The organism is Pseudomonas sp. MWU12-2029 (assembly GCF_023242425.1).
GTDB lineage: Bacteria > Pseudomonadota > Gammaproteobacteria > Pseudomonadales > Pseudomonadaceae > Aquipseudomonas > Aquipseudomonas kribbensis.
Map to the genome: position 1 here is coordinate 139,039 of NZ_JALJDY010000009.1, position 17,232 is coordinate 156,270.

The following is a 17,232-nucleotide window of genomic DNA, read 5'->3' on the forward strand; positions in this document are numbered from 1 at the left end:
GATCGCGCCATTGTAAACGTCCGTGTCGGCTTAGCCATGCAGGGTCTGCAGCCATTGCTCCCTGGTGATTCGGTACAACAGATGTCGACGCAACGGGTGATCGACAGCCAGTTTCGGGTGATCGAAATCATGGGTCGGGTCGTGATGCATGCCGATGGCCTGCATGACTTTTTCCGACGGCAGATTGCTCTGCGCCGTGAAGGACACGATCTCTTTCAAGGCCAACCGGTCAAAGCCGCAACGCAGCGCAGTCCACGCCGCCTCGCTGGCATATCCCAGACCCCAATGTTCCTTCGCCAGACGCCAGCCGATTTCCACCGCCGGGGTGAACGGCGCGTCGAAACCGACCACGCCGAGCCCGGTAAAACCGATGAATTCGCCAGTGTCCTTGCGCTCCAGCGCCCACAGGCCGAAGCCGTGTTCGGCGAAATGGCCGCGCACACGGCCGATCATTGCGGCACTTTCCAGCCGGCTCAACAGCGCGGGAAAATAGCGCATCACCTGCGGATCGGCGCACATCGCCGCAAATGCCGGCAAATCCGCGTCCTGCCACTGACGCATCAGCAGTCGCGCGCTTTCCAGCTGCAGTATCGGCTCCATCGTGCCCCTCCGTTTCCATGCCGCCAGTCTACATCGCTGGTAGGCTTTGCACTCTTTCCTACAGCCTTTATGAATAGTCCGCCATGCCATTGCCGTTGATCTACCACGAAGACTACAGCCCCGAGTTTCCGGCGGATCACCGCTTTCCCATGGACAAGTTCCGCCTGCTGCGCGATCACCTGGTGGACAGCGGCCTGACCCGCGATGAAGACTTGCTGCGCCCTGAGCTGTGCCCTGCCGACATCCTCGCCCTGGCCCATGACCGCAGCTATATCGAACGCTACATGAGCGGCGAGCTGTCCCGCGAAGACCAGCGGCGCCTCGGTCTGCCGTGGAACGAAGCGCTGGCCCGGCGCACGGTGCGGGCGGTCGGCGGTTCGATTCTGGCAGCGGAAAAAGCACTGGAGCATGGCCTGGCCTGCCACCTGGCCGGTGGCACCCATCACGCCCATTACGACTACCCCGCCGGGTTCTGCATCTTCAATGACCTGGCGATCATCAGCCACTACCTGCTGCAAAGCGGCCGGGTGAACCGGGTGCTGATCTTCGATTGCGACGTGCATCAGGGCGACGGGACTGCACGGATCCTGCACAACACCCCGGAAGCCATCACCGTTTCCCTGCACTGCGAAAAGAACTTTCCTGCACGCAAGGCCGAAAGCGACTGGGACATTCCGCTGCCCAACGGCATGGGCGATGTCGATTACCTGAAAGTCGTCGATGACGCGCTCAACTATCTGTTACCGCTGTATCAGCCGGATCTGGTGCTGTACGACGCCGGCGTCGACGTGCACAAGGACGATGCCCTCGGTTATTTGCAACTGACCGACGACGGCGTTGCCGCCCGCGACGAAAGCGTGATGCGCCACTGCCTGGGCCGCGATATCCCGGTGGTCGGCGTGATCGGCGGTGGCTACAGCAAGGATCGCCAGGCCCTCGCCCGCCGCCACGGCATCCTGCATCACAGTGCGCAGCGCGTCTGGCAGTCATCCGGTTGTCATTGAGTTGTGCTGCGTTACCCACAATGGCTGTGGAACGGCCTGTGGATAACCTGAGCGAAAGGGACTACAGCCCACGCTGAACATGGCCTGCAGCGCGCTGGTTGTTTTTTGATCAGGCCTGACGCCGGCCGCTGCTGCTAGAATGCGCGGCTTATTCCGCCACGCTATTGCCGCTGCCATGACCCAGACTTCCCTCGCCCTTCCCGCTCTCGTCGCCATCATCGGCGGTGGCCCCGCCGGCCTGATGGCCGCCGAAGTGCTGAGCCAGGCCGGAGTCCGCGTCGATCTGTACGACGGCATGCCCTCGGTGGGCCGCAAGTTCCTGCTGGCCGGGGTTGGCGGCATGAACATAACCCATTCCGAAGCCTGGCCGGCCTTCCTCTCGCGCTACGCCGAACGCGCCCCGAACATCGCCCCGCTGCTGCGCGCGTTCGACGCCGACGCACTGTGCCGGTGGATTCACGAGCTGGGCATCGAAACCTTCATCGGCAGCTCCGGCCGGGTATTCCCCACCGACATGAAAGCCGCGCCATTGCTGCGCGCCTGGCTCAAGCGCCTGCGCGACAGCGGCGTGGTTATCCACACCCGCCACCGCTGGCTCGGCTGGGATGAAAGCGGCGCGTTGCGCATCGACAGCCCGGAAGGCGAGAAAACCCTGAGCCCCGACGCCACCCTGCTCGCCCTCGGCGGTGGCAGCTGGTCGCGACTGGGTTCCGACGGCGCGTGGATGCTGCCGCTGGAGCAACGCGGCGTAGGACTGGCGCCCTTGCAGCCAAGCAATTGCGGCTTCGAGGTGCAGGCCTGGAGCGAAGTGATGGTCAGCAAATTCGCCGGCGCGCCGCTGAAAAATATCGCCATCGGTTTGAACGACGATGTTCCGCGTCTGGGTGAATGCGTGATTACCGCGACCGGCATCGAGGGCAGTCTGATTTATGCGCTGTCGGCGCCGATTCGTGAGGCGATCAATGTGCACGGTACCGCGACTGTTCACATCGACCTGTTGCCCGGCCGACCTGTGGATAAATTGCAGGCGGCATTGAGCAAACCACGGGGTTCACGCTCAATGGCCAAGCATCTGCACAGTCAGGTCGGGATTGATGGGGTGAAAGCGGCGTTGCTGCGTGAACTCACTGACGCCGCAACGTTTGCCGATCCAGCATTGCTGGCCCGGGCGATCAAGGCCTTGCCGCTGACGCTGGTGAAAACCCGACCGCTGGATGAAGCGATCAGCAGTGCCGGTGGCGTGACGTTCGAAGCGATGGATGAGCGGATGATGCTCAAGGCGTTGCCGGGGGTGTTCTGTGCGGGGGAAATGCTGGATTGGGAGGCGCCGACTGGCGGGTATCTGCTGACGGGGTGTTTTGCCAGTGGCCGGGCGGCCGGAATTGGCATGCTGGACTGGTTGAAACAGCGCAACTGATCGTTCCCGCATTGCGCGGGAACGATCCGATTTGACGCTTAAGGCTTACGCTTACGCGGCCCGGTATTGAACACCGGCACCTTGCGCACAGGCTTGATCGCCACCTCCGGCGCCGGGGTATCCCCGCTGTCCACCCACTTGCCCAGATTGCGCTTGCCACCGCCGCCGCCGGAAACCTTCGGCTTCTTAGGTTTCTTCGGCTTCTTGATCACCTGACCACTGGCATCGGTGTCCGGCACACGGTGCTCCGGCACGAAGTCCGGTTCGATCTCGCGCTTCAAGGTACTGCGGGTCAGCATTTCAATCGCCGACAACATGTTCACTTCATCAGCGCACACCAGCGAAATCGCCTGACCAGTCGAACCGGCGCGGCCAGTCCGGCCGATACGGTGAATGTAATCCTCGGCGACGATCGGCAGATCGAAGTTGACCACCAATGGCAGGTCTTCGATATCCAGACCACGGGCCGCCACATCGGTGGCCACCAGAATCTGCACTTCGCTCAGTTTGAAACGGTCCAGCGCCCGCTGCCGGGTCGCCTGGGGCTTGTCGCCGTGGATGCCGTCGGCGTTCACGCCCAGGCCCTGGAGCTTCTCGACCAGCGCGTCCACACCATTACGGGTCTTGGCGAACACCAGTACCTGCTTCCACTTGTTCTTGCGCATCAGGTGCACGAACAGTTCCGGCTTGCGCTTCTTGTCCACCGTCACCACCCACTGCTTGACGGTGTTGGCGGCGACGTTGCGCGGGCTGACTTCGATGCTCTGCGGATCGTTGAGCATCTGCCCGGCCAGCAGGCGGATGTCATCGGAGAAGGTTGCGGAGAACAGCAGCGTCTGACGTCTCGATGGCAGCGCGCGGTAAATGTTCGCCAGCTCTTCGGAAAAGCCCAGGTCGAGCATGCGGTCGGCTTCGTCCAGCACCAGAGTTTGCAACTGATTGAACTTCAGCGCGTTCTGGCGGAACAGGTCGAGCAGACGGCCCGGAGTGGCGACCAACAGATCGACGCCGCCGCGCAGCTTCATCATTTGCGGGTTGATGCTGACGCCGCCGTACACCGCATAAGTGCGCAGCGGCAGGTTTTCGGCGTACTGGCGCACGGCTTCGTGGACTTGTTCGGCCAGCTCGCGAGTCGGCACCAGAATCAGCGCACGCACCGAGTTGGCGGTGACTTTCGGCCCTTCCATCGCCAGCAGTTGCAGCAGCGGCAAGGCAAAACCGGCGGTCTTGCCAGTGCCGGTCTGGGCCGCGGCCATCAGGTCGCGACCGGCCAGCACGGCCGGAATGGCCTGCGCCTGCACCGGCGTCGGGGTCTGGTAGCCGAGCTTCTCGAGGGAGCGCAGCAAGGGTTCGATCAGGCCAAGGGTGGCGAAAGTCATGGGAGTACCGTAGGAAAAATCAGGGCAAGTGTGCAATGGCGCGCAGTTTACCCTAATTCGCACGCTGCTCCGTCGGAATGGCCGTCGTTGCGGCGGCAGGCTCGCTGACCACCGGCGGCTGCCGAGGGCGGCGCCACTGTGGCAGACCGATCAGCACCACCGCGCCGATGATCACCAGCATCGCCAGCGCCTCTTCGACGCCGATGGTCTCGCCGACAAACACGATCCCCAGCAACACCGCCACCGCCGGGTTCACATAGGCGTAACTGGTGGCTGCCGCCGGACGAACGTTTTTCAACAGATACATGTAAGCGTTGAAAGCGATGATCGAGCCGAAGAAGATCAGGTACGCCAGCGCCAGCCAGCCTTCCAGTGGCGGCATGGCTTGCAGGTGTTCGCCGCTGGCCGCGCTGCCGATCAACAGCACCACGCCGCCCACCAGCATTTCCACGGCACTGGCCATTGCGCCCTGAGGCAGCGGCAAGTGCTTGCTCCACACCGAACCGAACGCCCAGCTCGCCGCCGCGAAAATCAGCAGCGCCGCGCCCAGCGGGCTGGATTGCAGGTTGGAACCCATGTTGAGCATCGCGATGCCGATAATCCCCATCGCCACCCCGGCCCATTCCAGACGCGTGTTGCGCGCGCCCCAGAAATAACCGCAGAGCAAGGTAAACAGCGGCACCGTCGCCACTGCCAGTGCGGCAACACCCGACGCCACACCGCTGTGTTCGGCCAGGGTCACCGCACCATTACCGAAACTGAGTAACAGAATCCCGATCATCCCCGCCGCTTTCCACTGCGCCCAGGTCGGCGCCGGTGCCCCGCGCCAGCGCAGGAAGGCGTACATCAGAGTGCCCGCAATCACGAAGCGCACGCCGCCAAGCATCAGCGGTGGCCAGTATTCGACGCCGATGCGGATCACCAGATAGGTCGATCCCCAAATCACGTACAACGCAAAAAACGCAGCGATCAATGGCAAGGAAAAACGGCGCAAGGCAGACATGGGCAGCTCGAAAGTCAGACTCAGGGGATGGCTTATTCTAGAAAGGCCAACCGCTAAAAATAAGTTACAAAACCTGTTTATAGCGCCGGTACACTTTTGAAAACACGGAGATCGACGGCCGAAACCGCGATTTCGAAAGTCTGGCATTTTCAGGAGTCCGACCTTGGACAAATACGACCGCATGTTGCTCGGCGCCCTGCTCGAAAACGGTCGCGCGTCTTACGCCGACCTCGCCCGCAAAGTGAACCTCTCCGCCCCCGCTGTCGCCGAGCGCGTGGCCAAACTCGAGGCGGCCGGAGTCATCACCGGGTATCAGGCGAACATCGACCTGTCGAAAATCGGCTTGCCGATCCAGTGCGTGATCGAATTGCGCCTCCACCAGAACGGCAGTCAAAAGGTCTACGACGAACTGGTGAAAATTCCGCAACTGACCGAGTGCTTTCGAGTGACGGGCGATCCGTGCGTGATCATGAAGGCCGCCGTCGGCTCGATGACCGAGCTGGAAGAACTGATCAACCGGGTGGCGAAATTCGGCTTCAGCAAGACGTCGATCGTGTTGTCGAGTGCGATAGAGAAGCGGGTGCCGCTCGGTCATCTCGAAGGGAACGGCAAACCCTGAGGCGATGGTGATCCCTGTGGGAGCGGGCTTGCCCGCGATGAGGCCATCAGATCCTACAACTTGGGTGACTGACAATACGCCATCGCGGGCAAGCCCGCTCCCACAGGGAAATGTGTTTGCCTGAGAATCAGCGATAGCGTTGCAGGTGCTCGCCCACTTTAGCGGCCGGGACTTTCTGCAATTTGCACAGCAGGTCGTGCGACAACTCCCGCACCCCATGCTTGTGCCGCAACTCATCCGCCAGATGCGCCAGCAAATTCGCCGCCATCTCCGCATCCGCCATCGCCCTGTGCGCCTGGCCGGTGTGCGGCAGTTGGGCGAAGGTCGTGAGCGTACCGAGCTTGTGGTTCGGCGCCGCCGGCATCAGGCGGCGGGCCAGCAGTAGCGAGCAGGCGAAGTTCTGCAAACGGGTGCGTTTGATCCGGCCCAGTTCGAAGTCCCAGAACTTCTGGTCGAACGCGGCGTTGTGCGCCAGCAGGGGTGTGCAGCCGACGAATTCGTTGACTTCGTTCATTACCTGTTCGGCCGACGGCGCGGTGCGCAGCATGGCGTTGCTGATGCCGGTGAGTTGTTCGATGAAGGCCGGGACGCGGACGCCGGCGTTCATCAGGCTCTGGTAACGCTCGACGATGCGGCCGTTTTCCAGCATGACCACGGCGATTTCCGTGGCCCGGCAGCTGCTGCTCGGCGAGATGCCGGTGGTTTCAAAGTCGATGACTGCAATGCGTTCCAAACCGGGTTCAACTCCGTTCAAATCAATTCTTGAGCAACGCTCAGTTTTTCAACAGCAGTGCGCCTTCGATCGGCACATAACGGCTGGCGGCGCGGATCAGCGAGTTGGCGGTCAGGCCGGGAACGCCGTAGGCCACCGCTTGTACGCCGTGTTTGTTGATGATGCGTTCGAGCAGCATGTCGAAGTCGCCGTCACCGGAGGCCAGGACGATTTCGTCGACGTGGTCGGCGGCGTCCATGATGTCGAGAGTGATGCCCACGTCCCAGTCGCCCTTGGCCGAGCCGTCGCTGCGCTGGATGTAGGGTTTGAGTTTCACGGTGAAACCGAGGTTGCGCAGGATCTGCTGGAACTGCTGCTGTTTGCTGTCGCCCCGGTCGATCGCGTAGGCGTAGGCCTCGACGATCTGCCCGTGCTGGCTGACATCCGCCCACAGCGCCGCGTAGTTGAAGTGGCAACCGTAGGCCTGGCGGACGGTGTAGTAGAGGTTCTGCACATCGGCGAACACTGCGATTTTTTTCACCGGAGTTCCTGTGAGCGCTTGCGCGCATGAGCCGGATCAGGCACCAGGCCCGAAAAAGGCGCTCAGTATGCCAGCCCGAAGGAAGGTTCCGCGAATAATCGGCCCGGGGCGCTCAGGCGCCCCGGACGAATGGTGAATCAGACGAAGGAGTCGTCGTCATCGAAGAACGATGAGTTGTCATCGCTGTAGTCGGTGTCGCTGAAGCCACCCTGGTTGTTGCCCCAGGAATCGTTGTTGGCCATGCGCTGGTCATCGCCCCAACCGTTGTTGCCCTGATCGTTGACCTGCGCCGGCTCTTCCTTGATCACTTCGACGATTTCTTGCGGCTGCTGGTTTTGGTGGAACAGGCTGCTGATGCCTTGTGCCAGCATCACGCCACCCGCCACACCGGCAGCGGTTTTCAGGGCGCCACCGAGGAAGCTGCTGCCGGCCGCCGGGGCCGCTGGTTGCTGGCCATAACCCGGTGGTGGTGCGCCGAAGTTCTGTTGTGGCGCGGGAGCACCGAAGTTCTGCTGCGGAGCCGGTTCACGCCAGCCGCCGGTGGACGCCGGTGCGCTCTGGGCCGGGGCCGGGCGCGGGCTGCTGCCACCGAAGATGCTCGACAGGAAACCGCCGCCGCTCGACGCCGGGGCTGCGCTCTGTGCCTTGGCCGATTGCAGTTCGGCCTGCAGTTGCTGGACCTGTTGAGTCAGTTGTTTGTTCTGTTCGTCGAGGCTCTTGATCGCGGCCTCCTGCACCAGAATCGCCTGGGTCATGAAATAGCCTGCGGCCGGCTGGCGCGTCAGGTGTTCCTTGATCCGCGCTTCAGCCAGGGCGTCACGCGGGGCTGCCTCCGTTTCGGCCTGTTGCAGCCGGGAAAACAGTCCATCGATCAGGGTTTGCTCTTCGCTGTTCATGGCGACCTCGTAGATTGCCGGGGATAACGTTGCCCTCGTCCACAGTGGAGGAGGCGCACCTACGTAATGGAGGCAGCGACAGAATGTTTCAATGGTCTTTACCGAACGTTTACGTTTGCGCCCCGCAGCACATCATCGGTTAAAGTGAGCCACTGTTTTTGACCTGCGATACCGACTGATGAATGCCTTCGATGTGCTGCGTGACTCGCTGTATTTCTTTAAACGCAATCTGGCGCGGATCGTCCAGCTGTGTCTGCCGCTGGTGATCTTCGAAGCCGCGTTGCAACAGGTGGTCGATCACACAAGCGACCCGGACGGTTATTCGGCCATCAGCGTGATCGTCGGCCTGCTGGTCTACCCGCTGTACACCGCCGCGCTGATCCTGTTTCTCGACGCCCGCACCCGTGGCGAATCCCCGCAAACCCTCGACCTGCTGGCGATGGCGGCGCGCCTGTGGCCGCGTTTCGCCGTGCTCACCGCGCTCAATACGCTGCTGATCCTGCTCGGTCTGTCCCTGTATTTCCTGCCAGGCTTGTGGCTGATGGTCACCCTGGCCTTCGGTGAATACCTGCTGGTGCTGCGCGGCTATGGCCCGTTGCAGGCCATGAAGGAAAGCCTGCGCCTGAGCCGTGGGCATTTCCTGCGGATTCTGGTGTGCATCCTCTGTGTGATGGGGCCGTTGTGGCTGCTCAAGGGCCTGACCCTGCAGGTCTACCCCGATCCGCAGAATCCGTTGATCGCCATATTGATCGACAGTGGCCACAGCTTCCTGCAGCTGTTCACCAGCGTGGTGCTGTTCCGCCTGTTCATGTTGATCAGCGAATTGCCCGACAAACGTGACGGAATAGTCTGACCGCTCTGCGCTTGGGTGATGCGGGGGTCTCGTATATGCTCGGGACCACTTCCGTATCGCTATAAGCCGAGCCATGACCCGTCTACTGCGCTACATCCTGCTCTGCGTGCTGCTGGCCGTCGCCCTGATCGGCGTGATGATTTTCAGCCTGACCTGGCGCCCCGACGCCCGGGAGACCCTGCCGGTCAGTTGCACCGGGCAACCGCCGACGCTGGTGCCCGGCCAGGCGCTGAAGGTCATGACCTGGAACGTGCAATACCTGGCCGGCAAGCGCTACGTGTTCTGGAATGACCTGGCGCAAGGCGACGACGAAGCCCCGACCCCGGAAGACATGGCGTTCAGCCTCGATGAAGTGGCCCGGGTGATCCGCGACGAGCAGCCCGATGTGGTGCTGATCCAGGAACTGGATGACGGCGCCAAGGCCAGCGACTATCAGAACCAGCTCAAGCTGTTGCAGGAACGCCTCACCGACCTCTACCCGTGCAGCGCCCACGCCTTCGACTGGAAGGCCGATTTCGTGCCGGATCCGCATATCTTCGGCAGCGTCGGCCGACAACTCGCGACCCTCAGCCGGTTCCGCATCGAACACGCCGAACGCCTGCAATTGCCGGTGCAGCCGCTGAATATCATCAGCCGCCAGTTCCAGCCGAAAAACGCCCTGCTCGCCACCACGCTGCCGTTCAGCGATGGCGGACAACTCGTGGTGTTCAACACGCATCTGGATCGCGCCATGCAGCCGGACGAAACCTTGCAGACGCAAGTGGCGGCGGTGGCCAAGGTGCTCGACAAACACGAAAGCCACGGCACGCCGTGGCTGATCGGGGGCGACTTCAACCTGTTGCCGCTCGGCCAGTACCGGCGCCTGCCGGTCGAACAGCGCACGCCCTACTCCGTGGACAGTGCGCTGCATCTGTTGTGGGACAAGTACCCGATGATCCCGACCAACAACGAAGCCAGCGGCATCGACCGCGCCAAGTGGCTGACCCACTATCCCAACGACCCCGGCCTCAACGGCCCGGACCGTACGGTCGATTACCTGTTCTACAGCCCGAAGATCAAACGGGTCGAAGCCACGGTGCGTCAGGACGATACGTTGCGCATCTCCGATCATCTGCCGGTGATTGCGAAGTTCCTTCTGCCACCCAACTGATCTCAGTGCGCTTCTTCAAGATCGTCGTGCAACAGCCCGAAGATCTGCCGCTTCATTTCGATGAACGAGCGTTCCATCACCATGTCCAGCGTGCGTGGGCGTTCGATCGGCACATCGAGAATCTGCTTGATCCGCCCAGGCCTGGCGCCCATTACGTACACACGGTCGCCGAGCAGGATCGCCTCGTCGATATCGTGAGTGACGAACAGCACAGTCTTCTTGCTGTTGCCCCACACCCGCAGCAACAGCTGCTGCATTTGCAGACGGGTCTGGCTGTCGAGGGCGCCGAAGGGTTCGTCCATCAGCAGGATCTGCGGGTCATTGGCCAGGGCCCGGGCAATCGCCACCCGCTGCATCATGCCGCCGGACAACTGCTTGGCGTAGTTGTCGGCGAAACCGGACAAGCCGACTTCATGGACGTAGTGATCGACGATTTCCTTGCGTTTGGCCGCCGGCATGCCCCGGCGCTTGAGGCCGAACTCGACGTTCTGCCGCACCGTCAGCCACGGGAACAGCGTGTAGCTCTGGAACACCATTCCGCGATCCGCGCCGGGGCCTTGCACTTGCTGGCCGCCGACGTAGATCTCGCCGGACGTCGGCTCGGCAAGGCCGGCGGTGAGATACAGCAGGCTCGACTTGCCGCAGCCCGACGGCCCGACCAGCACTGCAAATTGCTGATCCGGCACTTCGAACGACACTTCTTCCAGCGCGGTGAATGTACCGCCGCCGGGCTTGGTGTAACGCAGGCTGACCTTGTCCACCTGCAACCTTGGCGCGGCGTGTGCCGGTGCAGCGACCGGCTCGATGAAACGACGGTTGGCAGCGGTTACTGAGCCCATGCGGCAATCCTCAAACGCAAGAAGCGGAACAGTTGATCGGTGACCAGGCCCAGCAGGCCGATGATCGCGATGGCGAGAAAAATCACGTCGACCTGAAAACCACGCATGGCCTTGAGGCTCAAGTAACCGAGACCACTGGAAGCGGCGACCAGTTCGGCAACCACCAGATAGGTCCAGGCCCAGCCCATGGTCACCCGCAAGGTGTCGAGTACGCCGGGCAACGACGCCGGGGCGATCACGTGCAGCACCGCGTCACGCCGGTTGGAGCCGAGGGTGTAGGAGGCGTTGATCAAGTCCTTGGAGATGCCTTTGGACACGTCCGCGACCATCACCAGTTGCTGGAAGAACACGCCGAAGATGATCACCGACACCCGCTGCTCCAGACCGATGCCGATCCACAGGATGAACAGCGGCACGAACGAGGTCACCGGCAGGTAGCGGATGAAATTGACCATCGGCTCGAGGAACGCCTGGACGATGCGGAAACTGCCCATGAGCAACCCCAGCGGCACCGCCACCAGCGACGACACGATGAAGCCGACCATCACCACTTCGACGCTGGCCCAGACATGCTGGCCGAGGGTGCCGTCGCGGCTCAGGCGCAGGGCCGCTTCGACCACCGCACCGGGCGTCGGCAGGAACATCCCCGGCACGATGCCGCCGTAGGACAACCCGGCCCACAGGCCGACCAGCAACACCCAGGCCAGACCGCTGGCGCTCCACACCACCGGCACCGGCAGCCCGGTCTTCGGCGTGATGCAGCGGCTCAGCCATGAATTGCGCTTGAACATGACCAGTCTCCTAGAGCGGGCTGACGAAACGGTTATCCACCAGATCGTCGTTGCTGACGTTGTAGGGCTTGCCCTGCAGTTCGCTGGCGGTTTCGTTGGCCAGTTTGATCAGCGGCTCGCTGTCACCCGGTGCGCCCGGCTTGCCCAGCAGCTTCTCGCTCATGGCCTGATCGTAGAAGCGCACGCCTTGCGCGGCGGCGGCCAGTTCCTTCGGATCGGACAGGTAACCGCCGACGCCCTTGGCCATGATTTCGTAGGCTTTCTGTGGATGGTCCTTGGTGTACTGCACGGCTTTGTAGAGACCGGCGACCAGCGCCTTGACGTCTTCCGGCTGCTTCTCGATCACCGTGCAATTGAGCGCCACTACATCGACAATCACACCCGGCGTACTGCTGCTGTCGATCAGCACCTTGCCCTGCTGCTTGTCGCGCACCATCGACAGATGCGGCTCCCAGGTCACGGCGGCCGGCACGCGACCGGCGATGAACGCCGTGGCGGCGTCGTCGGCGGTCATGTTCTGCACGGTGATGTCGCTCATGCTCATGCCGTTCTTTTTCAGCAGGTACGACAGCCAGAACTGCGAGGTCGACCCTTCGTTGACGGCCACGGCCTGGCCCTTGAGTTCCTGCAGGCTCTTCACGTTTTTGCCGACCAGCACGCCGTCGCCGCCATGGCTGTCATCCAGCGCGGCCACGGCCTTGAAGCAGAACTGCGGGCGGTACTTGAGCACTTCGTCGATGGTCGAGGCCGAGCCGGACAATTGCCCGGACGCCTGGGCGGCCATGTACATCGACGCTTCTTCGACCACCGGCAATTCGACGGTCAGGCCGTTTTCCTTGAAGTAGCCCAGATCCTGGGCCAGATACAGGGTGCCGTAACCGACCCACGTGGTGTGGCCGATCGACAAGATGCCGGCCTGGGCGGCGGTGACGGAAAGGGCGGAAATCGCCAGAGGACAAGCAAGACGGGTAAACAAGGACTTGTTCATGGAGCACTCCCAACGCTGTTGATTTAGTTGTCATGGGCAGTACGGCCAGCCGGGGTCGCGCGATTGCACGCTGCGGTCTCTGTCGGACTCTGGCGGGCAATGCATTGGCTGGCGAAATCGATGTTGACCCAGGCCCGGCGTCAGGAAAACGAGGAAATAGTTAGACGCGAACGATGAAAAAACTGGGTAGTGCGCACCGCGAAAGGGCGCGTCGGGCGGGGGTGCACGGAGGGGGTGCAAGACAGCTAAAACAGAGGTGAATCGACCGACGCAATCGCGGGCAAGCCCGCTCCCACAGGTTTATCGGACGTTCACAAAATTGTGATCCACCCCGATAACTGTGGGAGCGGGCTTGCCCGCGAAGGGGCCCTTGAGCTTTACGAATATCTCAGAGCCGACCGTATTCCTGCGCCGTACGATCAACCGCTTTCAAGGTCTTGCCCACCAGCTCGTCAATCTCTTCACGGCTGGCAATCAACGCCGGCGCCATGATCATCCGCCCCAGCGTCGAGCGAATGATCACCCCCTCCTCAAAACCGATCGTGCGGCAGCGCCAGGCGATGTCGTTCTCGTTGGCGAAGCGCTTGCGCGTGGCCTTGTCTTCGGCCAGTTGCAACGCCGCGACCATGCCCGTGCCCTGAATATCGCCCACCAACGGGTGATTGCCGAACACCTCGCGCAGGCACTGTTGCAGGTACGGCCCGATGTCATCCTTGACCCGCGCCACCACGCCTTCATCGCGCAAGGCCTTGAGGTTGGCAATCGCCACCGCCGCCGCCACCGGGTGCCCGGAATAGGTCAGGCCGTGAGCGAACACACCGCCCTGCTCCACCAGCACGTCGGCCATTTTCTTCGACAGGATCAGGCCGCCCATCGGGATGTAACCGGAGGTCAGCCCCTTGGCAATGGACAGGGTGTCCGGCTCGAAACCGAAGTATTCGTGAGCGAACCATTCGCCGGTGCGACCGAAGCCGCCGATCACTTCATCGGCACACAACAGCACGTCGTACTTGCGGCAGATGCGCTGGATTTCCGGCCAGTAGCTTTCCGGCGGGAAGATCATTCCGCCCGCGCCCTGGAACGGTTCGGCGATGAAACCTGCGACCTTGTCCGCGCCCAGTTCGAGGATCTTCGCTTCCAGTTGCTGCGCCGCCCGCAAGCCAAATTCAGCCGGGGCCAGGTTGCCTTCGTGGGCGAAGAAGTACGGCTCATCGATGTGCGCGATGTCGGGAATCATCCCGCCCATTTCGTGCATGAACTTCATGCCGCCGAGGGCCGTCGCCGCCAGGGTCGAACCGTGATAGCCGTTCCAGCGGCCGATCATGATTTTCTTCTCGGGCTTGCCCAGCACCTGCCAGTAACGGCGCACGGTACGGATCAGCACCTCGTTGGCTTCGGAGCCGGAGTTGGTGTAGATCGCGTGGCTGTAGTGCCCCGGCAGCAGGCTGAACAGCAGTTCGGAGAGTTCGATCACCTGCGGGTGGGTGGTGTGGAAAAACATGTTGTAGTACGGCAACTGCTCCAGTTGCCGGCTCGCGGCGGCGTTCAGGTCCTTGCGCCCATAGCCGAGGTTGGTGCACCACAGCCCGGACATGCCGTCGAGGTAACGCCGGCCGTCGTTGTCCCACAGGTGCAGGCGGTCACCGCGCACCATCACCCGTGGGCCTTCGTCGTTGAGGGCCTTCTGGTCGACGAACGCATGAATGTGATGCGCTGCATCGGCGGCCTGGTAGTCGCGGGTTTCACGTGAGGTGGTCATCGCCGGATCTCCTTTTTTGTTGTGAGCGGCTGTCATGAGCGCAGTTGAAACCAGGTGGTTTTCAACTGGGTGTATTTGTCGAACGAGTGCAGCGACAGGTCGCGGCCGAAACCGGATTGCTTGCCACCGCCGAACGGCACGGTCACGTCCAGCGCATCGACGCTGTTGACCGACACCGTACCGGCTCGCAATTGCCGCGCCACCCGATGCGCGCGGTGTAGATCGTCAGTCCACAGCGACGCTGCCAGACCGTAGACGCTGTCGTTGGCCAGTTGCAAGGCGTGGGCCTCGTCATCGAACGGAATCACCGCCAGCACCGGCCCGAACACTTCTTCGCGAAACAGGGTCATGTGCGGCTGCACGTCGGTGAAAATCGTCGGCTGAACGAAGTTGCCCGAACCGTTGAAACTCAGCTGTCGCCCGCCGCAGACGCGGGTCGCGCCATCACGTTCGGCCTGGTTGATGAAGCGCAGAATGCTTTCGGTCTGACGGGTGTCGACAACCGCCCCCGCCGCACTTGCCGGGTCCAGCGGATCACCCGGTTGCCAGCGTTCGGCCTGAGCCTTCAGTCGCTCGACGAACTCGTCGTGAATCGAGCGCTCCACCAGCAATCGCGAGTTGGCCGAGCAGACTTCGCCCTGATTGAAGAAGATCCCGAACGCGGCTTTCTGCGCCGCCAGGTCCAGATCCTTGCAGTCGGCGAACACCAGATTGGCGCTCTTGCCACCGCACTCCAGCCACACCTGTTTGAGGTTCGACTGCGCGGAGTACTGCATGAAATATTTGCCGACCTGGGTCGAGCCGGTGAACACCAGACAATCGACATCCGGGTGCAGGCCCAAGGCTTTGCCGGTCTGCTCACCAAGCCCCGGCAGCACGTTCAGCACACCGGCCGGCAGCCCGGCCTCCAGCGCCAGCTCGGCCAGACGCAAAGCGGAGAACGGTGATTGCTCGGCGGGTTTGAGGATTACCGAGTTGCCCGCCGCCAGCGCCGGCGCGAGTTTCCACGCGGCCATGTCCAGCGGGAAGTTCCAAGGCACCACGGCGGCGACCACGCCCAGCGCTTCACGGGTGATGGTCGCCAGTACGTTCGAGGCGCTTGGCGCGACCTGGTCGTAGAGTTTGTCCAGGCTTTCGGCGTACCAGCGGAACACCCCGGCAGCGCCCGGCACGTCGATGTTGTAAGCATCCATCACCGGTTTGCCCATGTTCAGCGAATCGAGCAGCGCCAGTTCTTCGCGATGGGTCAGGATCAGATCCGCCAGCCGCAGCAAGACTTGCTTGCGCTCGGTCGGTGAACGCCCGGCCCAGGTGCCGGCCTCGAATACTTCGCGCGCATTGCGCACCGCCGCGTCGACATCCTCTTCACCGCACGCGGCGACGTTTGCCAGCAACTGGCCGGTGGCCGGGTTGATCGCGGCAAAGGTCTGCCCCGACTGCGCCGCACGCAGCTTGCCGTCGATCACGGCCTGGTACGGATAGCTCAATTCAGCGGCCTTGCGCTGCCAGTCTGCAAGTTCGAACACGGTGGATGCTCCTTGGACTTTTATTCTTTTATAAACAGCTGCCGTCGATAGTCGCTCAGGCCGGCGCGAGCCAAAACCAGTAAAAATGTCTTCGCAGACAATAAAAAAGGTAACCAGCCAGTGGCCCCCTCGCGCGCGTATGGGGCTATTGTTCAGGGACAAAAAAACCGCCGACAGAACGGAGGCCGGCGGCGTACAAATTGCTTGGATGTGAAATCCGTTCGCTTTGAGGTTCACCGTGGCCGCTTACAACCTGCGTCAGTTGAAATACTTCATCACCACCGTCGAATGCGGCAGCGTCGCCGAAGCCTCGCGCAAGCTGTACATCGCGCAACCGGCGATCTCCACGGCGATCAAGGGGCTGGAAGACAGCTTCGGCGTGCAACTGCTGATCCGCCATCACGCTCAGGGCGTGTCGCTGACGCCGAGCGGCGCGCGGTTCTTCCGCAAGGCCCAGGAACTGCTGCGCATGGCCAAGGAGTTCGAACAGAACGCCCTCGCCGACAACGACGTGGTGGCCGGGCAGATCGATATCGGCTGTTTTGAAACAGTGGCGCCGCTGTACCTGCCGCAGCTGATTGCAGGCTTCTCGGCGCTGTATCCGGGGGTGAAGATCCGCATCCGCGACGGCGAACAACAGGAACTGGTGCAAGGCCTGACCTCGGGCACCTTCGACCTGGCAATCCTGTACAAGCACGACCTCGACGCCACCATCGAAACCGAACCGCTGATGCCGGCCCAACGGCCTTACGCCCTGCTCCCGGCGGACCACCGCTTCGCCCAGCTCAAGCAGGTTTCGCTGCGGGACTTGTGCCTGGAGCCGATGATCCTGCTCGACGTGCAGCCGAGTCGCACCTACTTCGTCAGCCTGTTCGAAGAACTCGGCTTGTCGCCACGCATCGAGTTCAGCTCGCCATCGATCGAAATGGTGCGCGGCATGGTCGGTCAGGGCTTCGGCTTCTCGATCCTGGTCACCCGCCCGCATTCGGAATGCACCTACGACGGCAAGAAAGTCGTGTGCGTGGACATCGTCGAAGACGTCACCGGCTCAGGCCTGGTGGCCGCGTGGCTCAAACGCGGCCAACTGACCAAACCGGCACAGTTGTTTGCCGATTATTGCCGGGAGCAGTTGACCGCGAAGGCTAGCCGCTGACC

The 17,232-nt window shown here is 62.3% G+C and carries 17 protein-coding genes; 6 read left to right on the plus strand and 11 right to left on the minus strand.

Going from position 1 to position 17,232, the window contains the following annotated elements; translation table 11 throughout:
• Positions 1-30: 30 nt before the first annotated feature.
• Positions 31-600, minus strand: coding sequence for a GNAT family N-acetyltransferase (locus M5B44_RS22000; protein WP_248740481.1), 570 nt, complete (start codon positions 598-600; stop codon positions 31-33).
• Between the two features lie 83 nt (positions 601-683).
• Here M5B44_RS22000 and M5B44_RS22005 point away from each other — a divergent pair, with 83 nt between their 5' ends.
• Both M5B44_RS22005 and M5B44_RS22010 read left to right on the plus strand, forming a co-directional pair.
• Positions 684-1,604 (plus strand): histone deacetylase, encoded by a 921-nt coding sequence (locus M5B44_RS22005; protein WP_248740482.1) that lies wholly within the window; start codon positions 684-686, stop codon positions 1,602-1,604.
• A gap of 175 nt (positions 1,605-1,779) precedes the next feature.
• Positions 1,780-3,021, plus strand: a complete 1,242-nt coding sequence (locus M5B44_RS22010) for a TIGR03862 family flavoprotein (RefSeq protein ID WP_248740483.1) — start codon at positions 1,780-1,782, stop codon at positions 3,019-3,021.
• Positions 3,022-3,059: 38 nt separating this feature from the next.
• Here M5B44_RS22010 and M5B44_RS22015 read toward each other — a convergent pair whose 3' ends face one another.
• Together M5B44_RS22015 and yedA are read right to left on the minus strand one after the other, a co-directional pair.
• Positions 3,060-4,400, minus strand: a complete 1,341-nt coding sequence (locus tag M5B44_RS22015; protein WP_248740484.1) for a DEAD/DEAH box helicase — start codon at positions 4,398-4,400, stop codon at positions 3,060-3,062.
• A 52-nt stretch (positions 4,401-4,452) separates the two neighbouring features.
• Positions 4,453-5,403 carry a drug/metabolite exporter YedA gene (yedA, locus tag M5B44_RS22020; protein ID WP_248740485.1) on the minus strand — a complete coding sequence of 317 codons (951 nt, stop codon included), beginning with the start codon at positions 5,401-5,403 and terminating at the stop codon, positions 4,453-4,455.
• Positions 5,404-5,566: 163 nt separating this feature from the next.
• On the opposite strand from yedA, the gene M5B44_RS22025 reads away from it, so the two are divergent.
• On the plus strand, positions 5,567-6,022 hold the full coding sequence (locus M5B44_RS22025; protein ID WP_248740486.1) for an Lrp/AsnC family transcriptional regulator: 456 nt from the start codon (positions 5,567-5,569) through the stop codon (positions 6,020-6,022).
• Positions 6,023-6,149: 127 nt separating this feature from the next.
• On the opposite strand, the gene M5B44_RS22030 is transcribed toward M5B44_RS22025, so the two are convergent.
• The 3 genes from M5B44_RS22030 to M5B44_RS22040 form a co-directional block, all read right to left on the minus strand.
• Positions 6,150-6,755 (minus strand): PolC-type DNA polymerase III, encoded by a 606-nt coding sequence (locus M5B44_RS22030; RefSeq protein ID WP_085703127.1) that lies wholly within the window; start codon positions 6,753-6,755, stop codon positions 6,150-6,152.
• A 40-nt stretch (positions 6,756-6,795) separates the two neighbouring features.
• Positions 6,796-7,275, minus strand: a complete 480-nt coding sequence (locus tag M5B44_RS22035) for an NYN domain-containing protein (protein WP_007958730.1) — start codon at positions 7,273-7,275, stop codon at positions 6,796-6,798.
• Positions 7,276-7,412: 137 nt separating this feature from the next.
• Positions 7,413-8,171 (minus strand): DUF2076 domain-containing protein, encoded by a 759-nt coding sequence (locus M5B44_RS22040; RefSeq protein ID WP_248740487.1) that lies wholly within the window; start codon positions 8,169-8,171, stop codon positions 7,413-7,415.
• A gap of 178 nt (positions 8,172-8,349) precedes the next feature.
• On the opposite strand from M5B44_RS22040, the gene M5B44_RS22045 reads away from it, so the two are divergent.
• Together M5B44_RS22045 and M5B44_RS22050 are read left to right on the plus strand one after the other, a co-directional pair.
• Positions 8,350-9,024, plus strand: coding sequence for a YciC family protein (locus tag M5B44_RS22045; RefSeq protein WP_248740488.1), 675 nt, complete (start codon positions 8,350-8,352; stop codon positions 9,022-9,024).
• A gap of 73 nt (positions 9,025-9,097) precedes the next feature.
• Positions 9,098-10,174 carry an endonuclease/exonuclease/phosphatase family protein gene (locus M5B44_RS22050; protein WP_248740489.1) on the plus strand — a complete coding sequence of 359 codons (1,077 nt, stop codon included), beginning with the start codon at positions 9,098-9,100 and terminating at the stop codon, positions 10,172-10,174.
• A gap of 2 nt (positions 10,175-10,176) precedes the next feature.
• Here M5B44_RS22050 and M5B44_RS22055 read toward each other — a convergent pair whose 3' ends face one another.
• The 5 genes from M5B44_RS22055 to M5B44_RS22075 all read right to left on the minus strand — a co-directional run bounded on the left by M5B44_RS22055 (position 10,177) and on the right by M5B44_RS22075 (position 16,077).
• The gene (locus M5B44_RS22055; protein ID WP_248740490.1) at positions 10,177-11,013 is read right to left on the minus strand and encodes an ABC transporter ATP-binding protein; all 837 of its coding nucleotides are present in this window, start codon (positions 11,011-11,013) and stop codon (positions 10,177-10,179) included.
• The gene (locus M5B44_RS22060) at positions 11,001-11,804 is read right to left on the minus strand and encodes an ABC transporter permease (protein ID WP_065259616.1); all 804 of its coding nucleotides are present in this window, start codon (positions 11,802-11,804) and stop codon (positions 11,001-11,003) included. Before M5B44_RS22060 ends, M5B44_RS22055 begins: the two co-directional genes overlap by 13 nt.
• Before the next feature lie 10 nt (positions 11,805-11,814).
• Positions 11,815-12,792, minus strand: coding sequence for an ABC transporter substrate-binding protein (locus M5B44_RS22065; RefSeq protein ID WP_248740491.1), 978 nt, complete (start codon positions 12,790-12,792; stop codon positions 11,815-11,817).
• Positions 12,793-13,180: 388 nt separating this feature from the next.
• Positions 13,181-14,551: an aspartate aminotransferase family protein gene (locus M5B44_RS22070; protein ID WP_248740492.1), complete on the minus strand. Its 1,371-nt coding sequence runs from the start codon at positions 14,549-14,551 to the stop codon at positions 13,181-13,183.
• Between the two features lie 32 nt (positions 14,552-14,583).
• A complete protein-coding gene (locus M5B44_RS22075) occupies positions 14,584-16,077 on the minus strand; it encodes an aldehyde dehydrogenase (protein WP_248740493.1) in 1,494 nt (497 codons plus the stop codon).
• A 238-nt stretch (positions 16,078-16,315) separates the two neighbouring features.
• On the opposite strand from M5B44_RS22075, the gene M5B44_RS22080 reads away from it, so the two are divergent.
• Positions 16,316-17,230 carry a LysR family transcriptional regulator gene (locus M5B44_RS22080; RefSeq protein ID WP_007958716.1) on the plus strand — a complete coding sequence of 305 codons (915 nt, stop codon included), beginning with the start codon at positions 16,316-16,318 and terminating at the stop codon, positions 17,228-17,230.
• Positions 17,231-17,232: the final 2 nt, after the last annotated feature.

What these genes read in the sequence shown, in the direction of transcription:
- M5B44_RS22000 (WP_248740481.1), bottom strand. Translation starts at nt 600, where the DNA reads ATGGAGCCGATACTGCAGCTGGAAAGCGCGCGACTGCTGATGCGTCAG.
- M5B44_RS22005 (WP_248740482.1), top strand. Translation starts at nt 684, where the DNA reads ATGCCATTGCCGTTGATCTACCACGAAGACTACAGCCCCGAGTTTCCG.
- M5B44_RS22010 (WP_248740483.1), top strand. Translation starts at nt 1,780, where the DNA reads ATGACCCAGACTTCCCTCGCCCTTCCCGCTCTCGTCGCCATCATCGGC.
- M5B44_RS22015 (WP_248740484.1), bottom strand. Translation starts at nt 4,400, where the DNA reads ATGACTTTCGCCACCCTTGGCCTGATCGAACCCTTGCTGCGCTCCCTC.
- yedA (WP_248740485.1), bottom strand. Translation starts at nt 5,403, where the DNA reads ATGTCTGCCTTGCGCCGTTTTTCCTTGCCATTGATCGCTGCGTTTTTT.
- M5B44_RS22040 (WP_248740487.1), bottom strand. Translation starts at nt 8,171, where the DNA reads ATGAACAGCGAAGAGCAAACCCTGATCGATGGACTGTTTTCCCGGCTG.
- M5B44_RS22045 (WP_248740488.1), top strand. Translation starts at nt 8,350, where the DNA reads ATGAATGCCTTCGATGTGCTGCGTGACTCGCTGTATTTCTTTAAACGC.
- M5B44_RS22050 (WP_248740489.1), top strand. Translation starts at nt 9,098, where the DNA reads ATGACCCGTCTACTGCGCTACATCCTGCTCTGCGTGCTGCTGGCCGTC.
- M5B44_RS22055 (WP_248740490.1), bottom strand. Translation starts at nt 11,013, where the DNA reads ATGGGCTCAGTAACCGCTGCCAACCGTCGTTTCATCGAGCCGGTCGCT.
- M5B44_RS22060 (WP_065259616.1), bottom strand. Translation starts at nt 11,804, where the DNA reads ATGTTCAAGCGCAATTCATGGCTGAGCCGCTGCATCACGCCGAAGACC.
- M5B44_RS22065 (WP_248740491.1), bottom strand. Translation starts at nt 12,792, where the DNA reads ATGAACAAGTCCTTGTTTACCCGTCTTGCTTGTCCTCTGGCGATTTCC.
- M5B44_RS22070 (WP_248740492.1), bottom strand. Translation starts at nt 14,551, where the DNA reads ATGACCACCTCACGTGAAACCCGCGACTACCAGGCCGCCGATGCAGCG.